This is a genomic window from Leisingera sp. ANG-M1, assembly GCF_000813745.1.
In the GTDB taxonomy this organism is placed as follows: domain Bacteria; phylum Pseudomonadota; class Alphaproteobacteria; order Rhodobacterales; family Rhodobacteraceae; genus Leisingera.
In genome coordinates this window covers 309,163-330,992 of the sequence record NZ_JWLC01000008.1, presented here as the reverse complement: position 1 = coordinate 330,992, position 21,830 = coordinate 309,163, and the positions used below count along the sequence as shown (strand labels likewise).

At 61.5% G+C, this 21,830-nt stretch carries 21 protein-coding genes; 14 read left to right on the top strand and 7 right to left on the bottom strand.

Annotated elements, in window-relative coordinates; translation table 11 throughout:
- Positions 1-35: 35 nt before the first annotated feature.
- Positions 36-989, top strand: coding sequence for a radical SAM protein (locus RA19_RS08330; protein ID WP_039161451.1), 954 nt, complete (start codon positions 36-38; stop codon positions 987-989).
- Between the two features lie 95 nt (positions 990-1,084).
- On the top strand, positions 1,085-2,632 hold the full coding sequence (locus RA19_RS25720; RefSeq protein ID WP_052261702.1) for a caspase family protein: 1,548 nt from the start codon (positions 1,085-1,087) through the stop codon (positions 2,630-2,632).
- A gap of 27 nt (positions 2,633-2,659) precedes the next feature.
- Here the strand turns inward: RA19_RS25720 and RA19_RS08320 are convergent, their stop codons facing one another.
- A complete protein-coding gene (locus RA19_RS08320) occupies positions 2,660-2,929 on the bottom strand; it encodes an usg protein (RefSeq protein ID WP_039123636.1) in 270 nt (89 codons plus the stop codon).
- A gap of 223 nt (positions 2,930-3,152) precedes the next feature.
- On the opposite strand from RA19_RS08320, the gene gyrA reads away from it, so the two are divergent.
- Both gyrA and RA19_RS08310 read left to right on the top strand, forming a co-directional pair.
- Complete coding sequence (gene gyrA, locus RA19_RS08315) at positions 3,153-5,855, top strand: DNA gyrase subunit A (protein ID WP_039161449.1); 2,703 nt, start codon at positions 3,153-3,155, stop codon at positions 5,853-5,855.
- Positions 5,856-5,977: 122 nt separating this feature from the next.
- On the top strand, positions 5,978-6,328 hold the full coding sequence (locus RA19_RS08310) for a DUF6614 family protein (RefSeq protein ID WP_039161446.1): 351 nt from the start codon (positions 5,978-5,980) through the stop codon (positions 6,326-6,328).
- Positions 6,329-6,512: 184 nt separating this feature from the next.
- On the opposite strand, the gene RA19_RS08305 is transcribed toward RA19_RS08310, so the two are convergent.
- Genes RA19_RS08305 through RA19_RS08295 form a run of 3 tightly spaced genes read right to left on the bottom strand, consistent with a single transcriptional unit; the run spans position 6,513 to position 9,945 of the window.
- Entirely contained in the window at positions 6,513-7,982 is a 1,470-nt protein-coding gene (locus tag RA19_RS08305) for a carboxypeptidase M32 (RefSeq protein WP_039161445.1), read from the bottom strand.
- 4 nt (positions 7,983-7,986) lie between these two features.
- Positions 7,987-9,132 (bottom strand): heme A synthase, encoded by a 1,146-nt coding sequence (ctaA, locus tag RA19_RS08300; RefSeq protein ID WP_039161444.1) that lies wholly within the window; start codon positions 9,130-9,132, stop codon positions 7,987-7,989.
- 60 nt (positions 9,133-9,192) lie between these two features.
- A complete protein-coding gene (locus tag RA19_RS08295) occupies positions 9,193-9,945 on the bottom strand; it encodes an RNA methyltransferase (RefSeq protein WP_039161693.1) in 753 nt (250 codons plus the stop codon).
- Positions 9,946-10,125: 180 nt separating this feature from the next.
- On the opposite strand from RA19_RS08295, the gene RA19_RS08290 reads away from it, so the two are divergent.
- The gene (locus RA19_RS08290; RefSeq protein WP_039161442.1) at positions 10,126-10,758 is read left to right on the top strand and encodes a thiamine phosphate synthase; all 633 of its coding nucleotides are present in this window, start codon (positions 10,126-10,128) and stop codon (positions 10,756-10,758) included.
- A gap of 15 nt (positions 10,759-10,773) precedes the next feature.
- Here RA19_RS08290 and RA19_RS08285 read toward each other — a convergent pair whose 3' ends face one another.
- A complete protein-coding gene (locus tag RA19_RS08285; RefSeq protein WP_052261700.1) occupies positions 10,774-11,925 on the bottom strand; it encodes a HupE/UreJ family protein in 1,152 nt (383 codons plus the stop codon).
- Between RA19_RS08285 and RA19_RS08280 the strand changes: the two genes are divergently transcribed.
- The 4 genes from RA19_RS08280 to RA19_RS08265 all read left to right on the top strand — a co-directional run bounded on the left by RA19_RS08280 (position 11,924) and on the right by RA19_RS08265 (position 15,363).
- A complete protein-coding gene (locus tag RA19_RS08280) occupies positions 11,924-12,733 on the top strand; it encodes a DUF4198 domain-containing protein (RefSeq protein ID WP_039161441.1) in 810 nt (269 codons plus the stop codon). The two genes, RA19_RS08285 and RA19_RS08280, sit on opposite strands and share 2 nt — an antisense overlap.
- Positions 12,734-12,774: 41 nt before the next feature.
- Complete coding sequence (locus RA19_RS08275) at positions 12,775-13,683, top strand: PfkB family carbohydrate kinase (RefSeq protein ID WP_039161438.1); 909 nt, start codon at positions 12,775-12,777, stop codon at positions 13,681-13,683.
- Positions 13,680-14,594 carry a pseudouridine-5'-phosphate glycosidase gene (locus RA19_RS08270; RefSeq protein WP_039161436.1) on the top strand — a complete coding sequence of 305 codons (915 nt, stop codon included), beginning with the start codon at positions 13,680-13,682 and terminating at the stop codon, positions 14,592-14,594. The genes RA19_RS08275 and RA19_RS08270 overlap by 4 nt, the downstream gene beginning before the upstream one ends.
- Positions 14,595-14,676: 82 nt before the next feature.
- The gene (locus RA19_RS08265; RefSeq protein ID WP_039161434.1) at positions 14,677-15,363 is read left to right on the top strand and encodes a DUF502 domain-containing protein; all 687 of its coding nucleotides are present in this window, start codon (positions 14,677-14,679) and stop codon (positions 15,361-15,363) included.
- A 4-nt stretch (positions 15,364-15,367) separates the two neighbouring features.
- Here RA19_RS08265 and RA19_RS08260 read toward each other — a convergent pair whose 3' ends face one another.
- Both RA19_RS08260 and RA19_RS08255 read right to left on the bottom strand, forming a co-directional pair.
- The gene (locus RA19_RS08260) at positions 15,368-16,396 is read right to left on the bottom strand and encodes a patatin-like phospholipase family protein (RefSeq protein WP_039161686.1); all 1,029 of its coding nucleotides are present in this window, start codon (positions 16,394-16,396) and stop codon (positions 15,368-15,370) included.
- Positions 16,397-16,496: 100 nt separating this feature from the next.
- Complete coding sequence (locus RA19_RS08255; RefSeq protein WP_039161431.1) at positions 16,497-17,270, bottom strand: 3-hydroxybutyrate dehydrogenase; 774 nt, start codon at positions 17,268-17,270, stop codon at positions 16,497-16,499.
- 426 nt (positions 17,271-17,696) lie between these two features.
- On the opposite strand from RA19_RS08255, the gene RA19_RS08250 reads away from it, so the two are divergent.
- The 5 genes from RA19_RS08250 to RA19_RS08230 all read left to right on the top strand — a co-directional run bounded on the left by RA19_RS08250 (position 17,697) and on the right by RA19_RS08230 (position 21,829).
- The gene (locus RA19_RS08250) at positions 17,697-19,412 is read left to right on the top strand and encodes an extracellular solute-binding protein (protein ID WP_193748242.1); all 1,716 of its coding nucleotides are present in this window, start codon (positions 17,697-17,699) and stop codon (positions 19,410-19,412) included.
- Between the two features lie 71 nt (positions 19,413-19,483).
- Positions 19,484-20,317, top strand: coding sequence for an arsenate reductase/protein-tyrosine-phosphatase family protein (locus tag RA19_RS08245; protein WP_039161429.1), 834 nt, complete (start codon positions 19,484-19,486; stop codon positions 20,315-20,317).
- A 21-nt stretch (positions 20,318-20,338) separates the two neighbouring features.
- Positions 20,339-20,815, top strand: coding sequence for an arsenate reductase ArsC (locus tag RA19_RS08240; RefSeq protein ID WP_039161427.1), 477 nt, complete (start codon positions 20,339-20,341; stop codon positions 20,813-20,815).
- Positions 20,812-21,504, top strand: a complete 693-nt coding sequence (locus RA19_RS08235; protein ID WP_039161425.1) for an aquaporin — start codon at positions 20,812-20,814, stop codon at positions 21,502-21,504. Before RA19_RS08240 ends, RA19_RS08235 begins: the two co-directional genes overlap by 4 nt.
- Before the next feature lie 94 nt (positions 21,505-21,598).
- Positions 21,599-21,829 carry a hypothetical protein gene (locus RA19_RS08230; protein WP_039161423.1) on the top strand — a complete coding sequence of 77 codons (231 nt, stop codon included), beginning with the start codon at positions 21,599-21,601 and terminating at the stop codon, positions 21,827-21,829.
- Position 21,830 lies beyond the last annotated feature (1 nt).

Sequence of the window (21,830 nt, the reverse complement as noted above, 5' to 3'; positions counted from 1 at the left end):
TTCCGGCGAAAGGAACTGCCCCAAAGGACATCCGCATGAAAGACCTGCAAAAACCCGTCGCGAACCTAGGCAAGTTTCAAGACGCCTTTGTGACGGCCAATGGTCAGGAACGCGCCTCGGTGCCGCTCAGCAATCCGGAAACTCTTTGGTTCAACACCGGCACTTTGTGCAATATCGAATGCAGCAATTGCTACATCCTCAGCTCGCCGACCAATGATGCGCTTGTCTACCTGACCGAAGCCGAAGTCCGCCGCTACCTTGATCAGCTTGCCGAACGGAACTGGCCGGTCCGAGAGATCGGCTTTACTGGCGGCGAACCCTTCATGAACCCCGAGATGATCGGGATGGCTCGCGCAGCGCTGGAGCGCGGTTTTGAGGTGCTGATCCTGACCAACGCCATGCGCCCGATGATGCGCAAAACGGTCAAGGCAGGCCTGCTGAGCCTTCGCGATGACTTTGCAGATAAGCTGACGTTACGGATATCCGTCGACCACCACAGTGAAGCCTTGCACGACAAAGAACGCGGCGCCGGCAGTTTTGCCAAGACCATCGAAGGCATGGAATGGCTGCGGGACTACGGTTTTCAGATGGCTGTGGCAGGCCGCACCGTTTGGGGAGAAAGCGAAGCAGAAGCCCGCAACGGGTATGCCGCGCTGTTTTCCGCCAATGGCTTTGCCATAGACGCGGAAAATCCAGGCCAGACCGTGCTGTTCCCGGAAATGGACGAAAGCGTGGAAGTGCCTGAGATTACAACTGCTTGCTGGGGCATCCTGAACAAGAGCCCGGACAGCGTCATGTGCGCGTCTTCCCGGATGGTGGTGAAACGCAAAGGTGCGGAAAGCCCTGCAGTCCTGGCCTGCACGCTGCTGCCCTATGCGCCGGAATTCGAGATGGGGGAAACTCTGGCCGAGGCCGAGCGCCCGGTGCAGCTGAACCATCCGCATTGCGCCAAGTTCTGCGTTCTGGGAGGCGCCAGCTGCTCGGCCTGAGGAGAAATTCCAGGAAAACCGCTGGTTCCCGGCCATCATTGGACTATTCATGGTAGAACGGCCGTGTAAGCCGTTTGTTCTGCCAGGTGTGCGTGATGCGTTTTCTCAGTATCTTGTTTTTCTGCCTTCTCCCGCTTTCCGCCGCCGCGCAAAACCGGCTGGCTTTGGTTATCGGTATCGACAGCTATACGGATGTGCCCGCCCTGACCAAAGCGCGGGCAGACGCCAAGGCCATCGGCGCCAAGCTGAATGAGCTGGGATTTACCCTGGTGGAGGCGCTGGATCAGGACCGGCGCGGGTTGAACCGGAAGATATCAGAATTCACGTCCCGGCTGGAACCAGGAGACACAGCCTTTGTGTTCTTCGCCGGGCATGGCATTGAAATCGAAGGCGAAAACTACCTTCTTCCAGCAGATATTGCGGCTCCCGGCGCGGGTGGCAGCGACTTTGTGAAATCCGAGTCAATCGCTCTATCGGCGCTTCTCGACAGGATTCGCAAGACCGGGGCCCGGTCAGCAATCGCGATCATCGACGCCTGCCGCAACAACCCGTTCAAACTGAGCGAGGGCCGCAGCATCGGTACTGCAAGGGGATTGGGCCGGATCAACGCACCGCAAGGAACGTTCGTCATTTTCTCCGCCGGTGCAGGGCAGCTGGCGCTGGACCGGCTGAACGAAGACGACACCGCGGAAAACTCGGTCTTTACCCGGGCCCTGCTGCCGCGTCTGTCGGAACCCGGCCTGGAACTGCGGCCGCTGGTCTCCGGGCTGCGCCTTGAAGTCCGCGACCTGGCGCTCACCGTTCAGCACAATCAGTTCCCGGCCTATTACGATGAACTGCTGGGAGAATTCTACTTCACGCAAGCGGCCGCGGCGGCGCCCCCTGTACAGGCCCAGGCCGACTCCATGCACGCAGATTTTGAAATCGCCAGGTCCATCGGAACTCCTAAGGCGCTCGACAGTTTCCTCGAGCGCTACGCCGCGCGGAAAGACGAATACAGCTATGCCGTTGCGTTGCAACTCAGGCAGGGGCTTGATCCGGAAGTGCCGGAGCAGCCGGAGGTCGCGGCCGATCTGTCTGCCCCGGTCTCATTGCCGGTTATACCGGACACCAGGGAAATCATGGCTAAAACACAGGAAGCCCTGAACCGTATCGGCTGTCAGGCCGGGCGCGCCGACGGCATTGCAGGCCCCAGAACCCGGCGGGCATTTGCGGCGTATCTTGCTGCATCACAGTCAGAACTGGGGGCAGATGACTTGGGAACCGCACATGCGCTTGAGGAGCTGCAGGGGCACTCAGGAACTGTGTGCAAGGTGAAACCAAACCAAGTTGCCGCATCCACGCAGCCGCCTTCAACAGCACTTTTGGCCGGGGCTTGGAGGTTCAAGGCAACCTGCGCGCTTGTCGTAAAGGTCACCGGAACCGTGCATTACACTCACGCAGGCGGCAATAAATACCACGGCCGCCTCAGCGATTCACTGGGCCAGAACGCCAACACCGAAGTTTACCTGAACGGTCACCAGATCAGCGGCACGGATTACTTTCCCGGGATCACAGTTACCTGGCGCGGCCGCCTGGCTGCAGACGGCCAGAGCTTCACCTCCAGCGGATCTACGGGCTGTGCCGTTTATGCGTGGCGGTAAACTGCCCGCCAGTCAGCGGGCCCGTTGTCAGTGGATCTGGAATTCCCCGACCACGTTGCGCCACTCTCCCGGTCCGATCATCTTTCGGTGGGTGAACCGCACCGAATGAAGCGGGCCTTCAATCTCGCGCTGCCAGAACTCAATGAATTCAAACAGCCTGGGATGATCCGGCGCCAGATCGTATTCCTGCCAAACAAAGGTGTTCAGGACGTGGATGTAATCGGGCATCCGGTAAGTGAATTCCGCCGTGGTCAGCCCGTATCCTTTCAGCATCAGCTCGGTTTCGCTGCTCTCCATTTTCAGCCTCCAATTCTTGCCCCCTCTCCCTAATGCTAGGCTTCAATTCGTTAATTTCCGCAAAAACAGTGCGTTACCCTTGCGTGAACGCCTTGTTGCCTTGCTTGGGGGCTGTTTGCTTGCGCCCCATATACGGTATCTGGTAGGGTGCAAACACAAGATATAGACCTCAGAAGAAGAGCAGATATCCAACGTGAGCGATACGCCGGAAACTCCTGAAAACATGGAAGAAAACCTGCCGGAACGCCCGGCGTACGATGGCCCCACTGTGTCCATCGAGACAGAGATGCGCAATTCGTATCTCGACTATGCGATGTCGGTCATCGTCAGCCGCGCGATCCCCGATCTGCGCGACGGGCTGAAACCGGTGCACCGCCGCATTCTCTATGCCATGCACGAATCCGGCAACACCCATGACAAGGCCTACCGCAAGTCGGCCCGCCCGGTTGGCGACGTGATGGGTAAATATCACCCGCACGGCGACTCCGCGATCTATGACGCGCTGGTGCGGATGGCACAGGACTTCTCGATGTCGCTGCCGCTGCTGGACGGCCAGGGCAACTTCGGCTCGATGGACGGCGATAACCCGGCGGCAATGCGTTACACCGAAGTGCGCATGGACAAGCCGGCAGCAGCGCTGCTCGCGGATATCGAAAAAGAGACCGTCGATTTTCAGGACAACTACGACGGCAAGGACCAGGAGCCGACTGTTCTCCCGGCTCGTTTCCCGAACATGCTGGTCAATGGCGCCGGCGGCATCGCCGTGGGCATGGCCACAAACATCCCGCCGCATAATCTGGGCGAAGTGGTAGACGCCACGCTCGCGCTGATCGAAGACCCGGACCTGACCAGCGAGCAGCTAATCGATTATATCCCCGGCCCGGACTTCCCGACCGGTGGTGTGATGCTGGGTCGCTCGGGTGCCCGCAAGGCCTATCTTGAAGGCCGCGGCAGTGTGATCATCCGCTCCAAGACCCGAGTCGAGGAGATCAGAAAAGACCGCTATGCCATTGTTGTGGATGAGATTCCCTATCAGGTGAACAAGGCCGCAATGATCGAGAAGATCGCAGAGCAAGTCCGCGAGAAGAAGATCGAAGGCGTCGCCCATGTGCAGGATGAATCTGACCGCAACGGTGTTCGGGTTGTTGTCGAGCTGAAGCGGGACGCAACGCCTGAGGTGGTTCTGAACCAGCTCTACCGTTTCACTCCGATGCAGACCTCTTTCGGCTGCAACATGCTGGCGCTGAACGGCGGCCGGCCGGAGCAGCTGACTCTGCGCCGGTTCCTGACCTCCTTCATCGACTTCCGCGAGGATGTTGTCGCCCGCCGTACCGCGCATCTGCTGCGCAAGGCGCGCGAGCGCAGCCACATCCTGTGCGGTCTGGCTGTTGCGGTCTCCAACGTCGATGAAATCGTCGCTACCATCCGCTCCTCTGCGGACGCGGCTGAGGCGCGCGAAAAGCTGATGACCCGCCGCTGGCCGGCTGCCGATATTGCGGATTACATCCGCCTGATCGACGATCCGACCCACACCATGAACGACGACGGGACCTATAACCTGTCCGAGACCCAGGCCCGCGCGATCTTGGAACTGCGCCTGCAGCGCCTGACCCAGATCGGCGTCAAAGAAGTCACCGACGAACTGGAAGAACTGGCGGCCAAGATCAAGGAATACCTGGAAATCCTGTCCTCGCGCGAGCGCATCATGGGCATCATCGGCGACGAGCTGCGCGAAGTGCGCGACAACTTCGCCGTGCCGCGCCGCACCCAGATCGTCGACTGGTCCGGCGACATGGAGGACGAGGACCTGATCGAGCGCGAGGACATGGTGGTGACCGTGACCTCCGGCGGCTACATCAAGCGCACCCCGCTGGCCGATTTCCGCGCCCAGAAGCGCGGCGGCAAGGGCGTGTCGGGGATGCAGACCAAGGAAGAGGATGTGATCACCACCCTCTTTGTGGCCAATACCCATACGCAGCTGTTGTTCTTTACCACCGACGGCATGGTCTACAAGCTCAAGACCTGGCGCCTGCCGCAGGGCGGCCGCACCTCCAAGGGCAAGGCGATCGTCAACATCCTGCCGATCCCCACAGGCGTATCCATCGCCGCCATCATGCCGGTCGATGTGCCGGATGAGGAATGGGAAAACCTGCAGGTGGTCTTTGCGACCTCTGGCGGCGACGTGCGCCGCAACCGGCTGTCGGACTTCACCAATGTCCGCCGCAACGGCAAGATCGCAATGAAACTGCCCGAGGACGGCTCGGTGCAACTGGTGAATGTGCGCATCTGTTCGGAAGACGACGACGTGATGCTGTTTACCAACTCCGGCCGCGCGATCCGTTTCCGCTCCACCGACGTACGCGTCTTCAACTCGCGCGAGTCGACCGGCGTCCGCGGCATCAAGCTGACCGGCGAGGACAGCGTTGTCTCGATGTCGGTCATCCGCCACTCCAAATACACGCCGGAGCAGCGCACCGCCTACCTCAAGATGCGCCGTGCCATGGCCGGTCTGACCGACGATGCCGAGGCTTCGGACGAGGATGCGGTTGAGGATCCGAACTTCTCCACCGAGCTCTATTCAGAGATGTCGGCAGCTGAAAACCTGATCCTGACCATCACCGCAGGCGGCTCGGGCAAACTGTCGTCGTCGCATGACTACCCTGTTCGCGGCCGTGGCGGCATGGGCGTCACCGCGATGGACAAGGCGATGCGCGGCGGCGAAATCGTGGCCTCCTTCCCGGTGGAAATGGATGACCAGATCATGCTGGCAACCTCCAAGGGGCAGTCGATCCGGGTGCCGGTTGACGGCATTTCCTTCCGCTCCCGCTCAGCCGGCGGTGTCCGGGTGTTCAACACCGGCAAGAGCGAGGAAGTTGTTTCGGTTGCCTGGATCGCCGAGAACGGCGATGAGGAAGAAGAAAGCTAAACCTTTCGTCCCCGCGTAATTGAAAAGCGCCGTCCCCATGGGGGCGGCGTTTCTTGTTTAACGGATGCCTAATCTTTCTTTGCCAGACTACCCTTTGAGTTGATTTTTCAAGGGGACCTGTAATGAACCTCTACCATTGCTCCATCGATTTGCATCACGAGGCTAAGGCGCTGAGCTTTGCCAGCGCGGTTGGCCAATGGATGGGCTATCTGCAGGAGCGCAACGTCGTTCTGGACTGGCGCCTTATGCGGCGCAAGCTGAACCTCGCCAGCGACAGCTGCCGCGACTTTCTGCTGGAAGTCGAGTTTGAGGACATGACCCAGCTGGATCAGGCGTTCCGGGTGCTGGGCGAGCATGACGAAGAGGTAGAGAGGCTCTACTCAAACGTCTCCGCCTTGATCGCAAAGGCCGAAATCGGCCTCTACCGCCCCTTCCCCGATCCTGAGCGGGCGGAACGAATGGCACTGATCTGAGGAAGGTGCCCTCAGATCAGGGTTGGCGCCAGCACGAAGCTGGCAAAAATCAGATATGCTACGGCTGTATGCATCACGTTACTCTCTTACTCACATCCCCATGTGAGACCGAGAGTATACTTAAAATGCGGCATTTCCGGGGCAGCGGATTTTTCACCGCCCCGGAGCCGGACCGGCGCTCGGATCAGAGGCCGTAAATCAGGCTGAACTTTTCTTCCAGATAGGCCAGCAACGGCGCGTGTCCCGGCTCCATGCCGGCGGCATGAATGATGGTCTTGCGCGGGTTGCGCAAACCGCCATGCTGCTGCAGGTTTTCCTTCAGCCAGGTGGTCGCACCAGTGGTATCACCTGTGGCCAGTTGCGCGTCCAGTCCCGGAACATCCCGGCGCAGCGCCTGGTACAGGCAGCCTGCATAGACATTGCCAAGGCTGTAAGTCGGGAAGTAGCCGAACAGCCCCACCGACCAGTGAACATCCTGCAGGCAGCCATTGGACGGCTTGTCGACCGCATAACCGAAGTCCGCCAAGAACCGGTCATTCCAGGCCGCCTCCAGGTCCCTCACCTGCAGATCGCCGCTCATCAGAGCCCGCTCCAGGCCAAACCGCAGCATGATGTGGAGGTTATACTGCAGCTCGTCCGCCTCGGTGCGGATATAGCCTTTGTGCACCGTGTTCACGGCAGCATAGAAAGCATCCGCGTCCGCGATGCCGAATTCGCCAAAGGCCGCTTTCATCTCTTCAAACAGCCATCCGGTGAACGCCCGGCTGCGGCCGATCTGGTTTTCATAAATCCGGCTCTGGCTTTCGTGCACGCCCATGGACACGCCGCGGCCCAGCGGGGTCAGCAAATAATCACGGCTGATATTCTGCTCATAAGCGCCGTGGCCGACCTCGTGAATTGTCGAGTAGAAGCAGTTGAACGGATCATTTTCGCTGGTCCGCGTGGTGATCCGCACATCCAGGCCCGAGCCTGAGCTGAACGGATGCACCGCCTTGTCGACGCGGCCATGCGCCATGTCGTAGCCGAAGACCTTGGCAATCTTGCGGGTGAGCTTCATCTGCGCGCCTTCATCAAAGCTGCCTTCAAGCCCCTTCGGCGCAGGTTTCTCCAGCACCTTGGCACGCAATTCGACCAGCCCCGGGCGCATGGCATCAAAGATCTCTGCGATCCCTGCCCCGGTCATGCCCTGCTCGTAGTCGTCGACCATGGCGTCATAGACATCACCGCCCGCCGCCAGCGCCTGGCCTTCTTCACGCTTCAGCGCAACGACTTCCTCCAGCACTGGGAGGAACGCGGCTACATCTTCATCCGCGCGTGCCGCAGCCCATTTGCCCTGCGCCTCAGAGGTCACTTGGGCGATCTTCTTGGCAAGATCAGCGGGCACTTTGAGCGTGCGCTCATAGCTGCGGCGGACTTCGCGCAGCTGCGCCGCGCCAGCCTCATCCGGAGCTTCGGCCTGTTCCAGCCAGTCTGCAACCCGCGGGTCTGAGCGGCGGGCGTGCAGCACTGCCTCAATCGCAGCCATCTCCTCGCCCCGCTGCGGCGCGGCTCCGCGCGGCATCATGGTTTCCTGGTCCCAGCCCAGCCGGCCTGCAATCTGCCCCAGCGCCTGGGTGTCGCGCTGGAAGGCCATCAGTTCGTCAAATGCGCTCATGCTCTCAATGGTCCTTAATCGAAGTTGCGATGGGATAGGCCGACAGGAAACGGGCCCGCAGGATCAGCACCCAGACGACAATCGCCACGATCTGATGGGTGATCGCGGCATGCAGCGGCGCGGCATAGATCACGGTAATGATCCCCAGCAGAACCTGCACCGAAAGCGCCGCAAAAACCGCGTTAAAGGCAAAGCGGGTGCGAGAATGGGCAGAGCCGCGGCCGCGCAGCCAGGCCACCACGCCAAAGGCAAACAGCAGATAGCCGGCCACCCGGTGGATGAATTGCACCAGCCCGGGATTTTCAAAGAAGTTCTTCCACAGGGGCTCGATCATGAAGGGGTTCGGCGGGATCACCTGACCGCCCATCAGCGGCCAGTCGGTATAGGAGCGGCCCGCATCAATGCCCGCCACCAGCGCGCCCAGCAGGATCTGCAGGAAGGAGAAATGCATGAGGCCAGTTGAGAGGCTGAACAGCTTGGCCTCCTTGGCGCGGCGCGCCTGCATCAGCTCGCGCTCCTCGCGGCCCAGCATCAGCACGTACCAGGCGATGAAGCCCAGGATCACAAAGGCCAGGCCCAAGTGCACTGCCAAGCGGTAGGAGGCGACGGCAATCATGCCTTCGCCCTGGGTCACGCCAGAGGCCACCATCCACCAGCCGATGGCCCCCTGCACTCCGCCCAGAATGCCAGGCAGCGCCAGTCGGCCAGTCCAGCCCGCGGGAATCTTGCGCGCCACCAGGAAGCCGAGGAAGCCAACAGCCCAGACCAGACCAACAAAACGGCCCAGTTGGCGGTGCCCCCATTCCCACCAGTAGATCTCTTTGAAATCAGAGAGTTCCATCCATTGGTTCTGGATTTGCCACTGGTCAATCTGCTTGTACTTGTCGAACTCCGCTTGCCATTCGGCCTCGGACATCGGCGGGATCGCTCCGGTTACAGGCCTCCATTCGGTGATCGACAGCCCGCTATCGGTCAGACGCGTCAGCCCGCCCACCACGATCATCGCCACCACCAGGGCAAACAGCACCATCAGCCAGGCGCGGATCGCCTTGCGGGCGCCGCCGCGGCCGCGGTCGATCAGCCCCGGCTGCGCTGCGGGCGCGTCTTGCTTCTCGCCCCCGACCTCTTCGAAAATGCTGCGCTTGCTCATGCTTGCCTCGTCATCTTTGCTGCCAAGCTAGGGGCGGAAATAGTGTAGGTCCAGTGCGGCTTATTCGCCGCCACGCTCTTTCCAGCGGACCATCTGACGCATGATCCCGTGCAGCATCTGCACATCAGAGCGGGTCATCCGCATCCGGCTCCACAGGTTGCGCAGGTTGGTCTTCATGCCTTCGGCCTTTTCCGGCGGGTAGAAAAAGCCCGCCTCCTCCAGCCGGTCTTCGTAGTGTTCAACCAGCTTTTCGACTTCAACACCTGTCGCCCAGTCGCCCTTGCGGCCCAGATCGGTGGTTTCATGCACCACCTCACCGGACTGGCGCATCCACTCATACCCGGTCAACAGCACGCATTGGCCCAGGTTCAGCGAGGCATATAGCGGGTTCACCGGCACCGAGATGATAGCATTGGCCTTGGCGATGTCGTCGTTTTCCAGACCAGCGCGCTCGGGGCCGAACATCACGGCGACCTTTTCGCCTTCGGCTATCTTTTCCGCGGCGATCTGCATCGCGCGTTCGGGGCTGTAGACCGGTTTGGTCAGCCCGCGCTGGCGGGCGGTGGTGGCAAAGACATAGGTGCAGTCGCCCAGCGCCTCCGGCACATCGGCGCAAAGCTGCGCCTCATCCAGCAGACGCCCCGCGCCCGAGGACATCGCCACCGCCTTGGGGTTCGGCCAGCCATCGCGCGGCGCCACGATGCGCATCCGGTCGAGGCCAAAATTCCACATCGCCCGCGCGGCGGCACCGATATTCTCGCCCATCTGCGGGCGGACCAGGACAAAGGCGGGCTGAGGCGTATCGGTGGGCATTGCGACTGGCATCCGTCTGTTGCGCGTAAAATCCGCCCTGCTGTAATCCCCGCAGGCGCTCGGGGCAAGGTCCGGCGCCAGCAACAGCGGCATTTCCTGCGCCGCGGCGGCCTGCAAATCCTTGCGTCCTGCAGCAGATGCGCTAAACACCGGCAAATGCCTGAACAATGGAGCACCGCCATGGGAAGCCCTGCTGACGCACCGGAGCAGCCGCAGATCTATCTGATCTCCCCGCCGAGTTTCGAGCTGGGCAAATTTCCCGGGATCCTGGCGCGGGTGCTGGATGAGATCGACGTGGCCTGCGTGCGCCTGGATCTGGCGAGCCGCGACGAGGACACCCTGAGCCGTGCGGGCGATGCGCTGCGCGAAGTAACCATGGAGCGTGACGTAGCGCTGGTGATCTCTGACCACCAGATCCTGGCTGAGCGGCTGGGCTTGGACGGCGTCCACCTGACCGACGCCTCCAAATCCGTGCGCGCCGCACGCAAGGCGCTTGGTCCGGATGCCATTGTAGGCTCCTTCTGCGGCGCGTCGCAGCATGACGGCATGGTCGCAGGCGAGGCAGGCGTGGACTATGTAAGCTTTGGTCCGGTGGGCACCTCCGGCCTGGGCGACGGCGCACAGGCAGAAGCCGACCTGTTCCAGTGGTGGTCGCAGATGATCGAAGTGCCCGTGGTTGCCGAGGGCGGTCTGACCGAGGAACTCGTGCGCGAGGTTTCCCCGTTTACCGACTTCTTTGGCATTGGTGACGAGATCTGGCACGCAGAAGACCCGCTGGCCGCGCTCAAGGTGCTGATGCGGGCCATCGGCTGAGACCATGGCGGGTGTTTAGAGAAACACCCTCTCCACAAACCAATATCCGCCAATCATCGCGATGGTAACCGAGGCCGGGATAGCCACCCGGCCGCGGTACTTTGGATGCCTTCCGAACCACAGGCGCACTCCCAGATAGGCCACGGCGATCACGGCCAGCTGCCCCAATTCCACCCCCACGTTGAACCCGATCAGGGCGGGCAGGAACTGGCTGGGCGGAAGACCGAACTCTCCCAGCACCGAGGCAAACCCTAGCCCGTGCAAAAGGCCAAAGCCGAAGATCACAAAGGTCCGCCAACTGTGCAACTTGCGGGCAAAGATGTTCTCGACCGCAACAAACACAATCGACAGCGCAATCAGCGGCTCCACTATGCTTGGGTTCACATCAACCATGCCCAGCGCGCCGAGCGCCAGAGTGATGGTGTGAGCAACGGTGAACACGCTCACCTGCAGCAGCAGCGGCCGCACACGCGGGCTGAGGAAGAACAGCCCCAGCACAAACAGGATATGGTCCAGCCCCTTGGGCAGAATATGGGTAAAGCCCACGGGGATGTATTCCATGAAGGCGTCCACCGGTGTTTGCGCCGAACCACCGCCCAGGGCTATCGGCGGCGAGGTCTCTCCGCCCTGCAAGTAGCCGGTATAGGGCGCCTCCACTCCGTTCTGCCGCAGGACCACACCACCGGAGCCCACGGGCCAGGCGATGCGCAGGCTGCGGGCCTCTGACGGAATTTCGCCGGTCAGTTCCAGAAAGGACGAACGCGGCAGGCTAGCGTCCCCAACATCCGGAATGGTGACCTTGGAAACGCTCAGCACCACCGGGCCGCCCGCCTGCAGCGAAAAGCCGGGCAGCCACTCCTCGGCAAAGAGCTGAACCATCGGCTCCAGTTCGCGCGCGCCCAGCGCTCGCAGTTCGTCATAGTCGGCGGACTGCTCGGTCTGATTGGTGTCCGACAGCCCATCCAGATTGATCCCGGCGACAAAGGCCTCCACGTTCAGCCGCAGTTCCAGAGTGATCTGCCCGTCCTTGACCGAGAAATCGGCAATGGCAGGCGTTACTTCATGCGCACGGGCGCTGGCGGCAGCTATTGCAACCCAGCAGAACAGCAGCGCAAATAGAACCCGCAGCCAAGTAAGACACCGCCCGGCAACCAAGGACACCCTCATGCAAATCCGCCTGTTCTGCTCAATGCTCTGTGCTGGGCTAACCCTGGGATCCGCCCCGCTGTTATCCCATGAGTTTTGGATTGAGCCGGAAAAATATCAAGTCGATTCCGGTGAACCGGTAGTGGCAACACTGCGCAACGGCCAGGAATTCAATGGCGCCGAGCAACCCTACCTGGATCACCGCATTGCCCGGTTCGAAGTGATGCAGGGCAGGACCGCGGTTCCTTACCAAGGCCGGATGGGTGATATGCCAGCCTTTACCGGGAATATAGCACAAGATGGGCTTTCTATTCTCATCCACCAGACACAACCGCAGACGCTGACCTATGACAGCTGGGAGGAGTTTCAGGCCTTCATCGACCACAAGGGGTTTGAAGGCGTCCGCATCCATCACGAAGCGCTCGGCCTTCCAGAGGCCGGGTTCATTGAGCAATACACCCGCTATGCAAAGGCGCTGGTTTCAGTCGGCAGCGGCAGGGGTCAAGACACGGAGGCTGGTCTTGAGACGGAGATCCTTGCCCTTGCCAACCCCTACACCGATGATCTGACCTATGGGCTGCCTGTACGGGTTCTCTACCAGGGCACCCCGCGGCCGCGGGTCCAGGTTGAGATCTTTAGCAAGGCGCCGGACGGAACAGTCGCCATCAGCACCCAGTTGACAGATCACCAGGGCGAAGCCTCAATCCCCGCAACCCCGGGACATACCTACCTGCTGGACGCAGTGGTGCTGCGCGCCGCCCCTGAAGGAAAAGACTACGTATGGGAAAGCCTTTGGGCGGCGCTCACCTTTGCCGTCCCGGCCCGGTGAAGCGGCTTGCAGTAGCAGCCCAAAGGCGGCAATAGGTCATTATGACACAAGCAACTGACCCTCAGCGCCCCGGTGTTCTCTGCATCGGGTCTGTCCTTTGGGACATCATCGGCCGCTGCACCATGGAAATGCAGCGCGGCTCGGACATGCCCGGGCGGATTACCCGCCTGCCCGGCGGTGTCGCCATGAACATCGCCATGACGCTGTCCCGTTTCGGCATGAAGCCTGCCTTGCTGACCGCGGTCGGACGCGATCCTGAAGGCGAGGAACTGATCAATGCCTGCGGCCATTTCGGGCTGATCACCGATTACGTCTACCGTTCCGAAGACCTTCCGACCGACCGCTACATGGCGGTTGAAGGCGCCAATGGTCTGATAGCCGCTATTGCCGATGCCCATTCGCTGGAGGCCGCAGGCGACAAGATCCTGCGCCCTCTGTCCGACGGCACGCTAGGCACTGCAGCCGCTCCTTATGCGGGCCAGGTGGCTTTGGACGGCAACCTGACCCTCTCACTGCTGGACGACATCGCCGCAAGCCCGGCCTTTGCCAAGGCGGATCTGCGGGTGGCCCCGGCCTCGCCCGGCAAGGCAGAGCGCTTGCGCCCCTTCCTCAGCTGCACACGCGGCACGCTTTACGTGAACCTTGAGGAAGCCGGCATTCTCTGCCAGGCCGAATTCAACGACAGCGAGTCTGCCGCCAAGGCGATGCTGGACCGCGGCGCTGCGCGAGTGCTGGTCACCGACGGTGGCAGCTCTGCCACCGAGGCCACGGCAGAGGGCGCCATCACCCTTGTTCCGCCCCGCGTCACGGTCGCCCGTGTGACTGGCGCCGGAGATACCTTCATGGCCGCCCACATCGCCGCCGAAGCGCGCGGTGAAGATCGCCAGACAGCTTTGGGCTCAGCTCTCAAAGCCGCGGCAACTTACGTTTCAGGAGAACCCCCACTGTGATCGAGATCCAGTATTCCACCGAGGTCCAGGCCGCCAAGGCCGAAGGCCGCGCCGTTGTAGCGCTGGAAAGCACCATCATCACCCACGGGATGCCCTATCCCCAGAATGTTGAGGTCGCAGCCCAAGTCGAGCAGGACATCCGCGAGGCTGGTGCCGCACCCGCCACCATGGCAGTCATGAATGGCGTGCTGCACGTTGGACTGGAGCCCGATCAGCTGCAGTCGCTGGGCCAGGCCAAGGGTGTTGCCAAGATCTCCCGCGCCGACATGCCTGCCTGCATCGCGACAGGCGGCACTGGCGCCACCACGGTTGCCGCAACCATGATTGCGGCCCGTCTGGCCGGTATCGGCGTTTTTGCAACCGGCGGCATTGGCGGCGTGCATAAGGGGGCCGAGACCACCTTCGACATTTCCGCAGACCTGATGGAGCTGGCGCAGACCCCGGTCACCGTCGTTGCGGCCGGCGCCAAGGCGATCCTCGACCTGCCCAAGACGCTGGAAGTTCTGGAAACCCAGGGCGTGCCGGTGATTGCCTATGGCCAGGACAGTTTCCCAGCCTTCTGGTCGGCGCAATCCGGGCTGAAAGCCCCCCTGCGGATGGACACCCCCGCTCAAATCGCCCGCGCCCACGCCACCCGCCAGGCGATGGGGCTGCCCGGCGGCCAGCTGATCGCCAACCCGATCCCGGCAGACGCGCAGATCGCCGCTCAGGACCTCGCCCCGGTGATCGCCCAGGCCCAGTCCGAGGCGGACGCACAAGGCGTCATTGGCAAAGATGTCACCCCGTTCCTGCTGCGCCGTATCTTCGAACTGACCGAAGGCCGTTCGCTGACCGCCAACATCGCTTTGGTGCGCAACAACGCCCGGCTCGCGGCAAAGATCGCACAGGAACTGAACAAACTGACACAATGACTTGATTTTCCGGGCCTATGCCATTGCTAGGCCCGGCATCAGTGCCTAGGTTCCATCCGGAATTTCCGCAAAAAGCAGACCAATGACCACGCCTTTCGACGAAGAACCGCACCGACGCCCAGGGTTGTTTGCCAGCCTGCGCGCCTCTTTCTTTACCGGCATCGTGGTCATCGCGCCGGTGGGGCTGACCATCTGGCTGTTGTGGTCGGTGATGGGCTGGATCGACAGCGTGGTGCTGCCGCTGGTGCCCACCACTTTCCGGCCCGAACAATATATCGGCATCAACCTGCGCGGCGTCGGGCTGATCATCTTCCTCTTGTTCACGATCGTGGTCGGCTGGATCGCCAAAGGCATCCTCGGCCGTTCGCTGATCAGCTTCGCCGAAAGCCTGGTGGACCGGATGCCTGTGGTGCGCACGGTCTATTCCGGCATCAAGCAGATCTCGGAAACCGTCTTTGCCCAGTCCGAGCGCAGTTTCGAGAAAGCCTGCCTGGTGCAATACCCTCGCAAGGGCATCTGGGCGATCGGCTTTATCTCCACCACCGCCAAGGGCGAGATTGCCGAACGCGCCGAAACCAGCGGCGGTCTGGTGAGCGTCTTTCTCCCGACCACGCCGAACCCGACCTCGGGCTTCCTGCTGTTCGTGCCTGAGGAAGACGTGATCGAGCTGGAGATGTCGGTGGAAGATTCCGCCAAGCTGGTGATTTCGGCAGGCCTGGTCTATCCGAACCCCAAGGATCCGACCCAGCCGCCGGTGATGGGCAAGTAACCCCTCAGCCGAACATGGCCGGCAGGTCCACCGAGGACTGCACGCCAAGGTTCTCCCTGTCCCCCGCCAGAAAGCGCTCCGCCGCCTCCCGGCCCGCCGCCTTGAGCCGCGCCAGGATCTGCGGCACCGGGATCAGCTTGGTGGCAACAGACAGCTGCGTCATCAGCGCATCATCGGCAATCATATGCACCCGCACCTGCTTCATCCGCCCGGGCGCCAGCGTGCCGTCCTCCAGCAGCCGCTGAACAAAGGAAATCGCCCTCAGCTCGCGCAGCAGCGAGGAGTTGAAGCTGATCTCATTCACCCGGTTACGGATCTGCTGCGGTGTCTTTGGGAGTTCGTCCCGCTCCAGCGGATTGATGTTCACGATCACCACATCCCCCGGCAACGCCTCGCGGAACAGCGGAAACAGCGCCGGGTTGCCGGTGAAGCCGCCATCCCAATAGGCTTCCATGCGCCCGGTCTTAGGATCCTCTATTTCCACAGCCTGGAACAGATCCGGCAGGCAGGCAGAGGCCAGCACCGCATCGGTGCTGATCTCCGCGCCCTCGAACACCCGGATCTTGCCGGTGCGCACGCAGGTCGCACAGATGAACAGCTCCGGTCCCGCACCGGCACAGACATCGTCGAAACAGAACTGCTCCACCACATCGCGCAGCGGGTTCTTGTAAAACGGCCCGTAATGATAGGGCGAGATGGCCTGACCCATGGTTTCCAGCGGAGAAAACGGCATCATCGCTTCCAGCGCGCCCGCCCAGGCAACGGCGTCCAGCTGAGTCAGCCAATGGGCAAAACGCATGTCGCCCGCCGCCCCCATCCGCTGCCACAGGCTGTCCAAGGCCTCCCTGGCGCCCCTGCGGCCGCCCTGCACCATACCGGACTTGAGCGCCGCCCCGTTCAGCGCCCCGGCCGAGGTGCCGGTGATCGCAGCCACCTCGATGCCTTCGTCCTGCAAAAGCCTGTCGAGCACACCCCAGGTAAACGCCCCATGTGCGCCGCCGCCCTGCAAGGCAAGATTGATCTTCACAGTCATTTCCTGGTCCGCCTCTTCCTCTTGCCCGAAATATTCCGGGGGTGAATTGCCCCGCAGGGGCAAGAGGGGGCTGGCCCCCTCCTGCCGTCAGCAAATGGGGCTACAGCGCAGTCCAGCCGCCATCGACGCTCAGCGTGGTGCCGGTGATCTGCGCCGCTGCATCCGAGCACAGGAAAACCGCGGTGCCGCCCAGTTGCTCGACCGTGGCAAATTCCCGGCTCGGCTGGCGCTCCAGCATGACCTTCTTGATCACCTCTTCCCGGCCCATGCCGTATTTCTCCATGGTGTCCGGAATCTGCGCCTCCACCAGCGGGGTCAGCACATAGCCCGGGCAGACCGCATTGCAGGTGATCGGCTCCTCGGCGGTTTCCAGCGCCACCGTCTTGGTCATCCCCACAACCCCGTGCTTGGCTGCCACATACGCCGCCTTGTATGGCGAGGCCGTCAGCCCGTGCGCCGATGCAATGTTGACGATCCGCCCCCAGCCGGCGGCACGCATCCGGGGCAAGGCCGCTGCCATAGTGTGGAAGTTGGAGTTCATGTTGATCGCAATGATCGCCTCCCACTTGTCCTGCGGGAACTCATCAATCGGCGCCACATGCTGGATGCCCGCATTGTTGATCAGGATATCGCAGGCTCCTGCATTTTCGATCAAGGCCCGGCAGTCTGCGCCCTTGGACATATCCGCCTGGACATACTGGGCCTTGACGCTGAACTCACGGGCGAGCTCAGCCGCCAGAGCGTGATCTTCGTCGCGGTCAGTGAACGAGTTCAGCACCACATTGGCGCCCGCACGCGCAAGCTCGCGCGCAACGCCCAGGCCAATGCCGGAATTCGATCCGGTGATCACCGCGGTCTTTCCTTCAAAGGACATTTTTCTACCCCTCAGCTGGCTGCATTTGGCCGCACTGTGCCATGCTGCAGATGCAAAAGAAACGCGTAAGACTACGGACAAACCGCCTGTTGCTGCGCAGGCAGGTTCATTCAGGAGTGGAGATCTGCGGCCCAGAAAAAAACGCCCGCACGAGGCGGGCGTTAGTTATTGAGGCAGGTTTCATACAGGCAAGAAACCTATCGAGCAGTGATCCCTTTATAAGCAATTTCCGGCTTTCGTCCAAGCTAAAAGTTTGAAAAGACGAAAGAGCGCACGTAGCGTGCAGAAGCAAGAAAATAAGGGCAGAGCGGGATTGTTGTGAAACTGCGAATAGAAAATTTCCTGAATCACCGCGCGGCCTTGGCCGGAATCACCCTGGCCTGCAGCGTAAATTTCGCGCAAGCAGAATCAGCTCATGGCATAGCTATGTACGGCGACCCTGCCCTGCCACCTGATTTTGTGTCTTTACCCTATGCCAACCCGAATGCGCCCAAGGGCGGCAAGGTGGTTTTCGGCAATACCGGCGGCTTTGATTCACTGAACCCGTTTACGCTGAAAGGCACCGTTCCCTGGCAGCTGAGGTTCTGGGGCTATGAGAGCCTGATGGGCCGGTCCTGGGATGAGCCGTTCACGCTTTACGGTCTCTTAGCCGAATCGATTGAGGTCCCCGAGGACCGCTCCTGGGTCGAATTCACCCTGCGCGCAGAGGCCCGATTCTCTGACGGCAGCCCAGTCACCGTCGAAGATGTGATCTGGTCTTACGAGACTCTGGGCACCAAAGGCCACCCCCGCTACCGGGGCTTCTGGGGCAAGGTGGAGGAGATCAAACAGACCGGCCCGCGCAGCCTGCGCCTCACCTTCAATACCGCAGACCGGGAGCTGGCGCTGATTGCCGGCCTGCGCCCGATCCTCAAGAAAGCGCAGTGGGACGGCAAGGACTTCGGCAGCGATCCCATCGAGGGCACCCCCATCGGCACCGGCGCATATGCGGTGGCGGATTTTGAACCCGGCCGCTTTGTCGCCCTGTCCAGGAATCCGGACTATTGGGGCAAGGACCTGCCGTTCCGCCGCGGCACCCAGAATTTTGATGAGCTGCGTATAGATTTCTTCGGCGACCAAACTGTTTTGTTCGAAGCCTTCAAGGCAGGCGAGCTGAGCGCCGTGCGAGAGTTCAACGCCGACAAATGGGACAGCACCTATGACTTCCCCGCCATCACCCGCGGCGATGTAGTCAAAAGCGAGATCCCGCACCAGCGCCCCTCGGGCATGACAGGGCTGGTAATGAACACCCGCCGCGCACCGCTGGATGATTGGCGGGTGCGCGAGGCGCTGCTTTTGGCGTTCAACTTTGAATTCATCAACGGAACGGTGACCGGCGGCGTGCAGCCGCGCATTACCTCGTATTTCTCCGGCTCAGCGCTTGGGATGCTGCCCGGGCCTGCCGAGGGCAAGGTCCTGGCGCTGCTGGAGCCATTCAAAGACACCCTGCTGCCCGGTACGCTGGAAGGTTACACCCTACCCCAGGGCGACGGCAGCAAACGCAACCGCAGCAACCTGCGCAAGGCAATGAAACTTCTGGCGGAAGCTGGGTGGGATGTTTCCGACGGTGTTCTGCGCAATGAAAAAGGCGAGGCGCTGGAGCTTAGCCTTCTGATCCGTCAGGGCGACAGCGAAATGAAGACCATTTCGGAAATCTATGCCCGGGCGGTGGAGCGGCTGGGGATCACCCTGTCCGCGGAAACAGTTGATAACGCCCAATACGTCGAACGGCAGAACGCCTACAGCTTCGATCTTACCCGGTATCGCCGGGAGCTGTCGCTGAGCCCAGGCAACGAACAGCGCTACTACTGGGGCAGCGACGGCGTCACCCAGCCCGGCAGCCGCAATCTGATGGGCATGGACAGCCCGGCGGCTGAGGCGATGATCGATGCGATGCTGACCGCCCAGGCGCCAGAGGATTTCACCGCCGCAGTACGGGCACTGGACCGTATCCTGACAGCCGGGCGCTATGTCATCCCATTCTGGTCGTTCGATGCTGGCCGGATTGCCCACATCAAGGAAATGCGGTTCCCGGAGACATTGCCGATCTACGGAGACCGCACCGGCTTTATGCCGGATGTCTGGTGGTACCAAGCCGATTGAAGAGGTGAATCCGGGGATCAACCCTAAAAGCCCGGTTGACTCACATCTTCTATTTCCATATTTCATGAATCATGGAAATAGAAATCACAGATAAGCTTGGCGCCCTCGCGCATCCGAACCGGCTCGCGCTGTTCCGTCTGCTGATGCGGCGCTATCCGGACGGCGTTCCCGCCGGAGAGATCGCCTCGGCACTGGCGTACAAAGCCAATACGGCCTCCGCCTATCTGTCGGTACTGAAACAGGCCGGTCTGATCACCCAGAAACGGACCGGCACTTCGCTGATGTACACCGCGGATCTGCCGGGCCTGCGCGGCATGTTCGACATTCTCCTGTCCGGTTGCTGCCAGAACCGCCCCGATATCTGCCTCCCGGTCATGAATGAAGAGAAGATCATGCCATCAGCCGAACGGCCGCTGAAAGTCCTGTTCATCTGCACCGGCAACTCCGCCAGATCATTGCTGGCCGAAGCGATCCTGAACATCGAAGGAGATGGCAAATTCCGCGCCTATTCCGCAGGCACTCAGCCATCCCCAGGCCCGCGCCCCGAGGTAACTGCCTTGCTGCAGGCCAAGGGCTATGACACTGGCGAACTGCACTCCAAGAACCTGGACCAGTTCACTGCAGAAGATGCGCCGCAAATGGATTTCATCTTCACTGTCTGCGACCATGCCGCCAACGAGGAATGCCCGGCCTGGCCCGGTCAGCCGATGAGCGCCCACTGGGGCCTCGCCGACCCGGTCAAGGCCGAAGGCACCGACGCCGAGCGCCGCCTGGCCTTCCAGCAGGCCTATGGCGTGCTGCACAACCGGATCAAAGCCTTTGCCGCGCTCCCCTTCGAAACCCTCGACCGCATGTCGCTCCAGCATCAGATGGACGATATCGGCCGTGTGAACTCTCCTGACTAACCCTAAGAACGGTCAAAACTTATGAATATTCTCGTCCTTTGCACGGGCAACTCCGCGCGCTCCATCCTGCTGGAGTCGATCTTCAACACCCTTGGCGCCACCCGCACCCGCGCCTATTCCGCCGGCTCCAACCCCACCGGCAAGGTGCATCCGCAGTCTCTGGTGCTGCTGGGCGAGCTGGGTCATGACACCAATGGCGCGCGCTCCAAAAGCTGGGATGAGTTTGCCGCGGCGGATGCTCCGGAAATGGATATCGTAATCACTGTCTGCGCCTCCGCCGCCGGTGAGACCTGCCCGGTCTGGCCTGGCGCGCCGGTCCGAACCCATTGGGGCGTGGATGACCCGGCCGCAGCAGATCAGCCGGATTGGGACCAGGCCTTCCGCACCGCCTACATCACGCTCGAGAAGCGCGCCAAGGCGCTGCTGAATCTGCCGTTTGAAACCATGGATCCGGCCGAGCTGACCCAGCAGCTCAAGCGGATTGGAGAAATCGTATGAACACCCGGAAACTCCTGGCCGAAGGCCTGGGCACCGCCATGCTGCTGGTGGGTGTCGTCGGCTCCGGCATCATGGCCGAAAACCTGGCAGACGGGAACGTCGCACTGGCGCTTCTGGCCAATGCCATCGCAACCGGTTGCATGCTCTACGCCATCATCACCACGCTGGGACCCATTTCAGGCGCCCATTTCAACCCTGCAGTCACGATTGCCTTTGCCCTGCGCGGCGACCATCCCTGGAGTGCGGTTGCGCCCTACATCCTGGTGCAAATCGGCGGCGGCATCCTGGGAGTCTGGGCCAGCCATATGATGTTCGATCTTGCAATTCTGCAAAGCTCGGCCACGATGCACCGCACCGGCACCGCACAGTGGTTTTCGGAAATCCTGGCCACATTCGGCCTGCTTTTTGTGATCTTCGGCGGCCTGCGCTCGCGTCCCGAGGCAGTGCCCGCGCTGGTCGGCCTCTATATCACCGGTGCCTACTGGTACACCTCCTCCACCAGCTTCGCCAATCCGGCAGTCACCATTGCACGCGGCTTCTCCGACACCTTCGCCGGCATCTACCCTGGCCATATCCCGATGTTCATCGTGATGCAGCTGGTTGCGGTCGGCATCGGCCATGTCGTGCTCACCCGCCTGTTTGCGGTACCATCCAGCCCGGCGGAAACCGGCCCGGCGCGGCAGGCCTGAAGCCGCCGCCCGCAGCCAATGCTGCAAATGGGCCGAAAAAGTGTTACCATGGGGGGCCAAAAACCAAAAACCGTTTGTCAGGGAGTGCCCCCCAATGCCTGTACAAGCAGCAGCTGCCAGCTGGATTGACAGGATGCCCCGCATCAAACAGCGCTTTCCGCATCTGAAAGCCAGCAACGCACCGTCGCTATTGGACGATCGGGACAAATTCGTCGCCTATCTGGCGCGGACCCACCACCTCACCTTGAATGAAGCCAAGGAGGAGGTGGATGATTTCCTCTACATCGAAAGCCTTTTGAGAGAGCTGGACGGCCGCCCGCACTGAG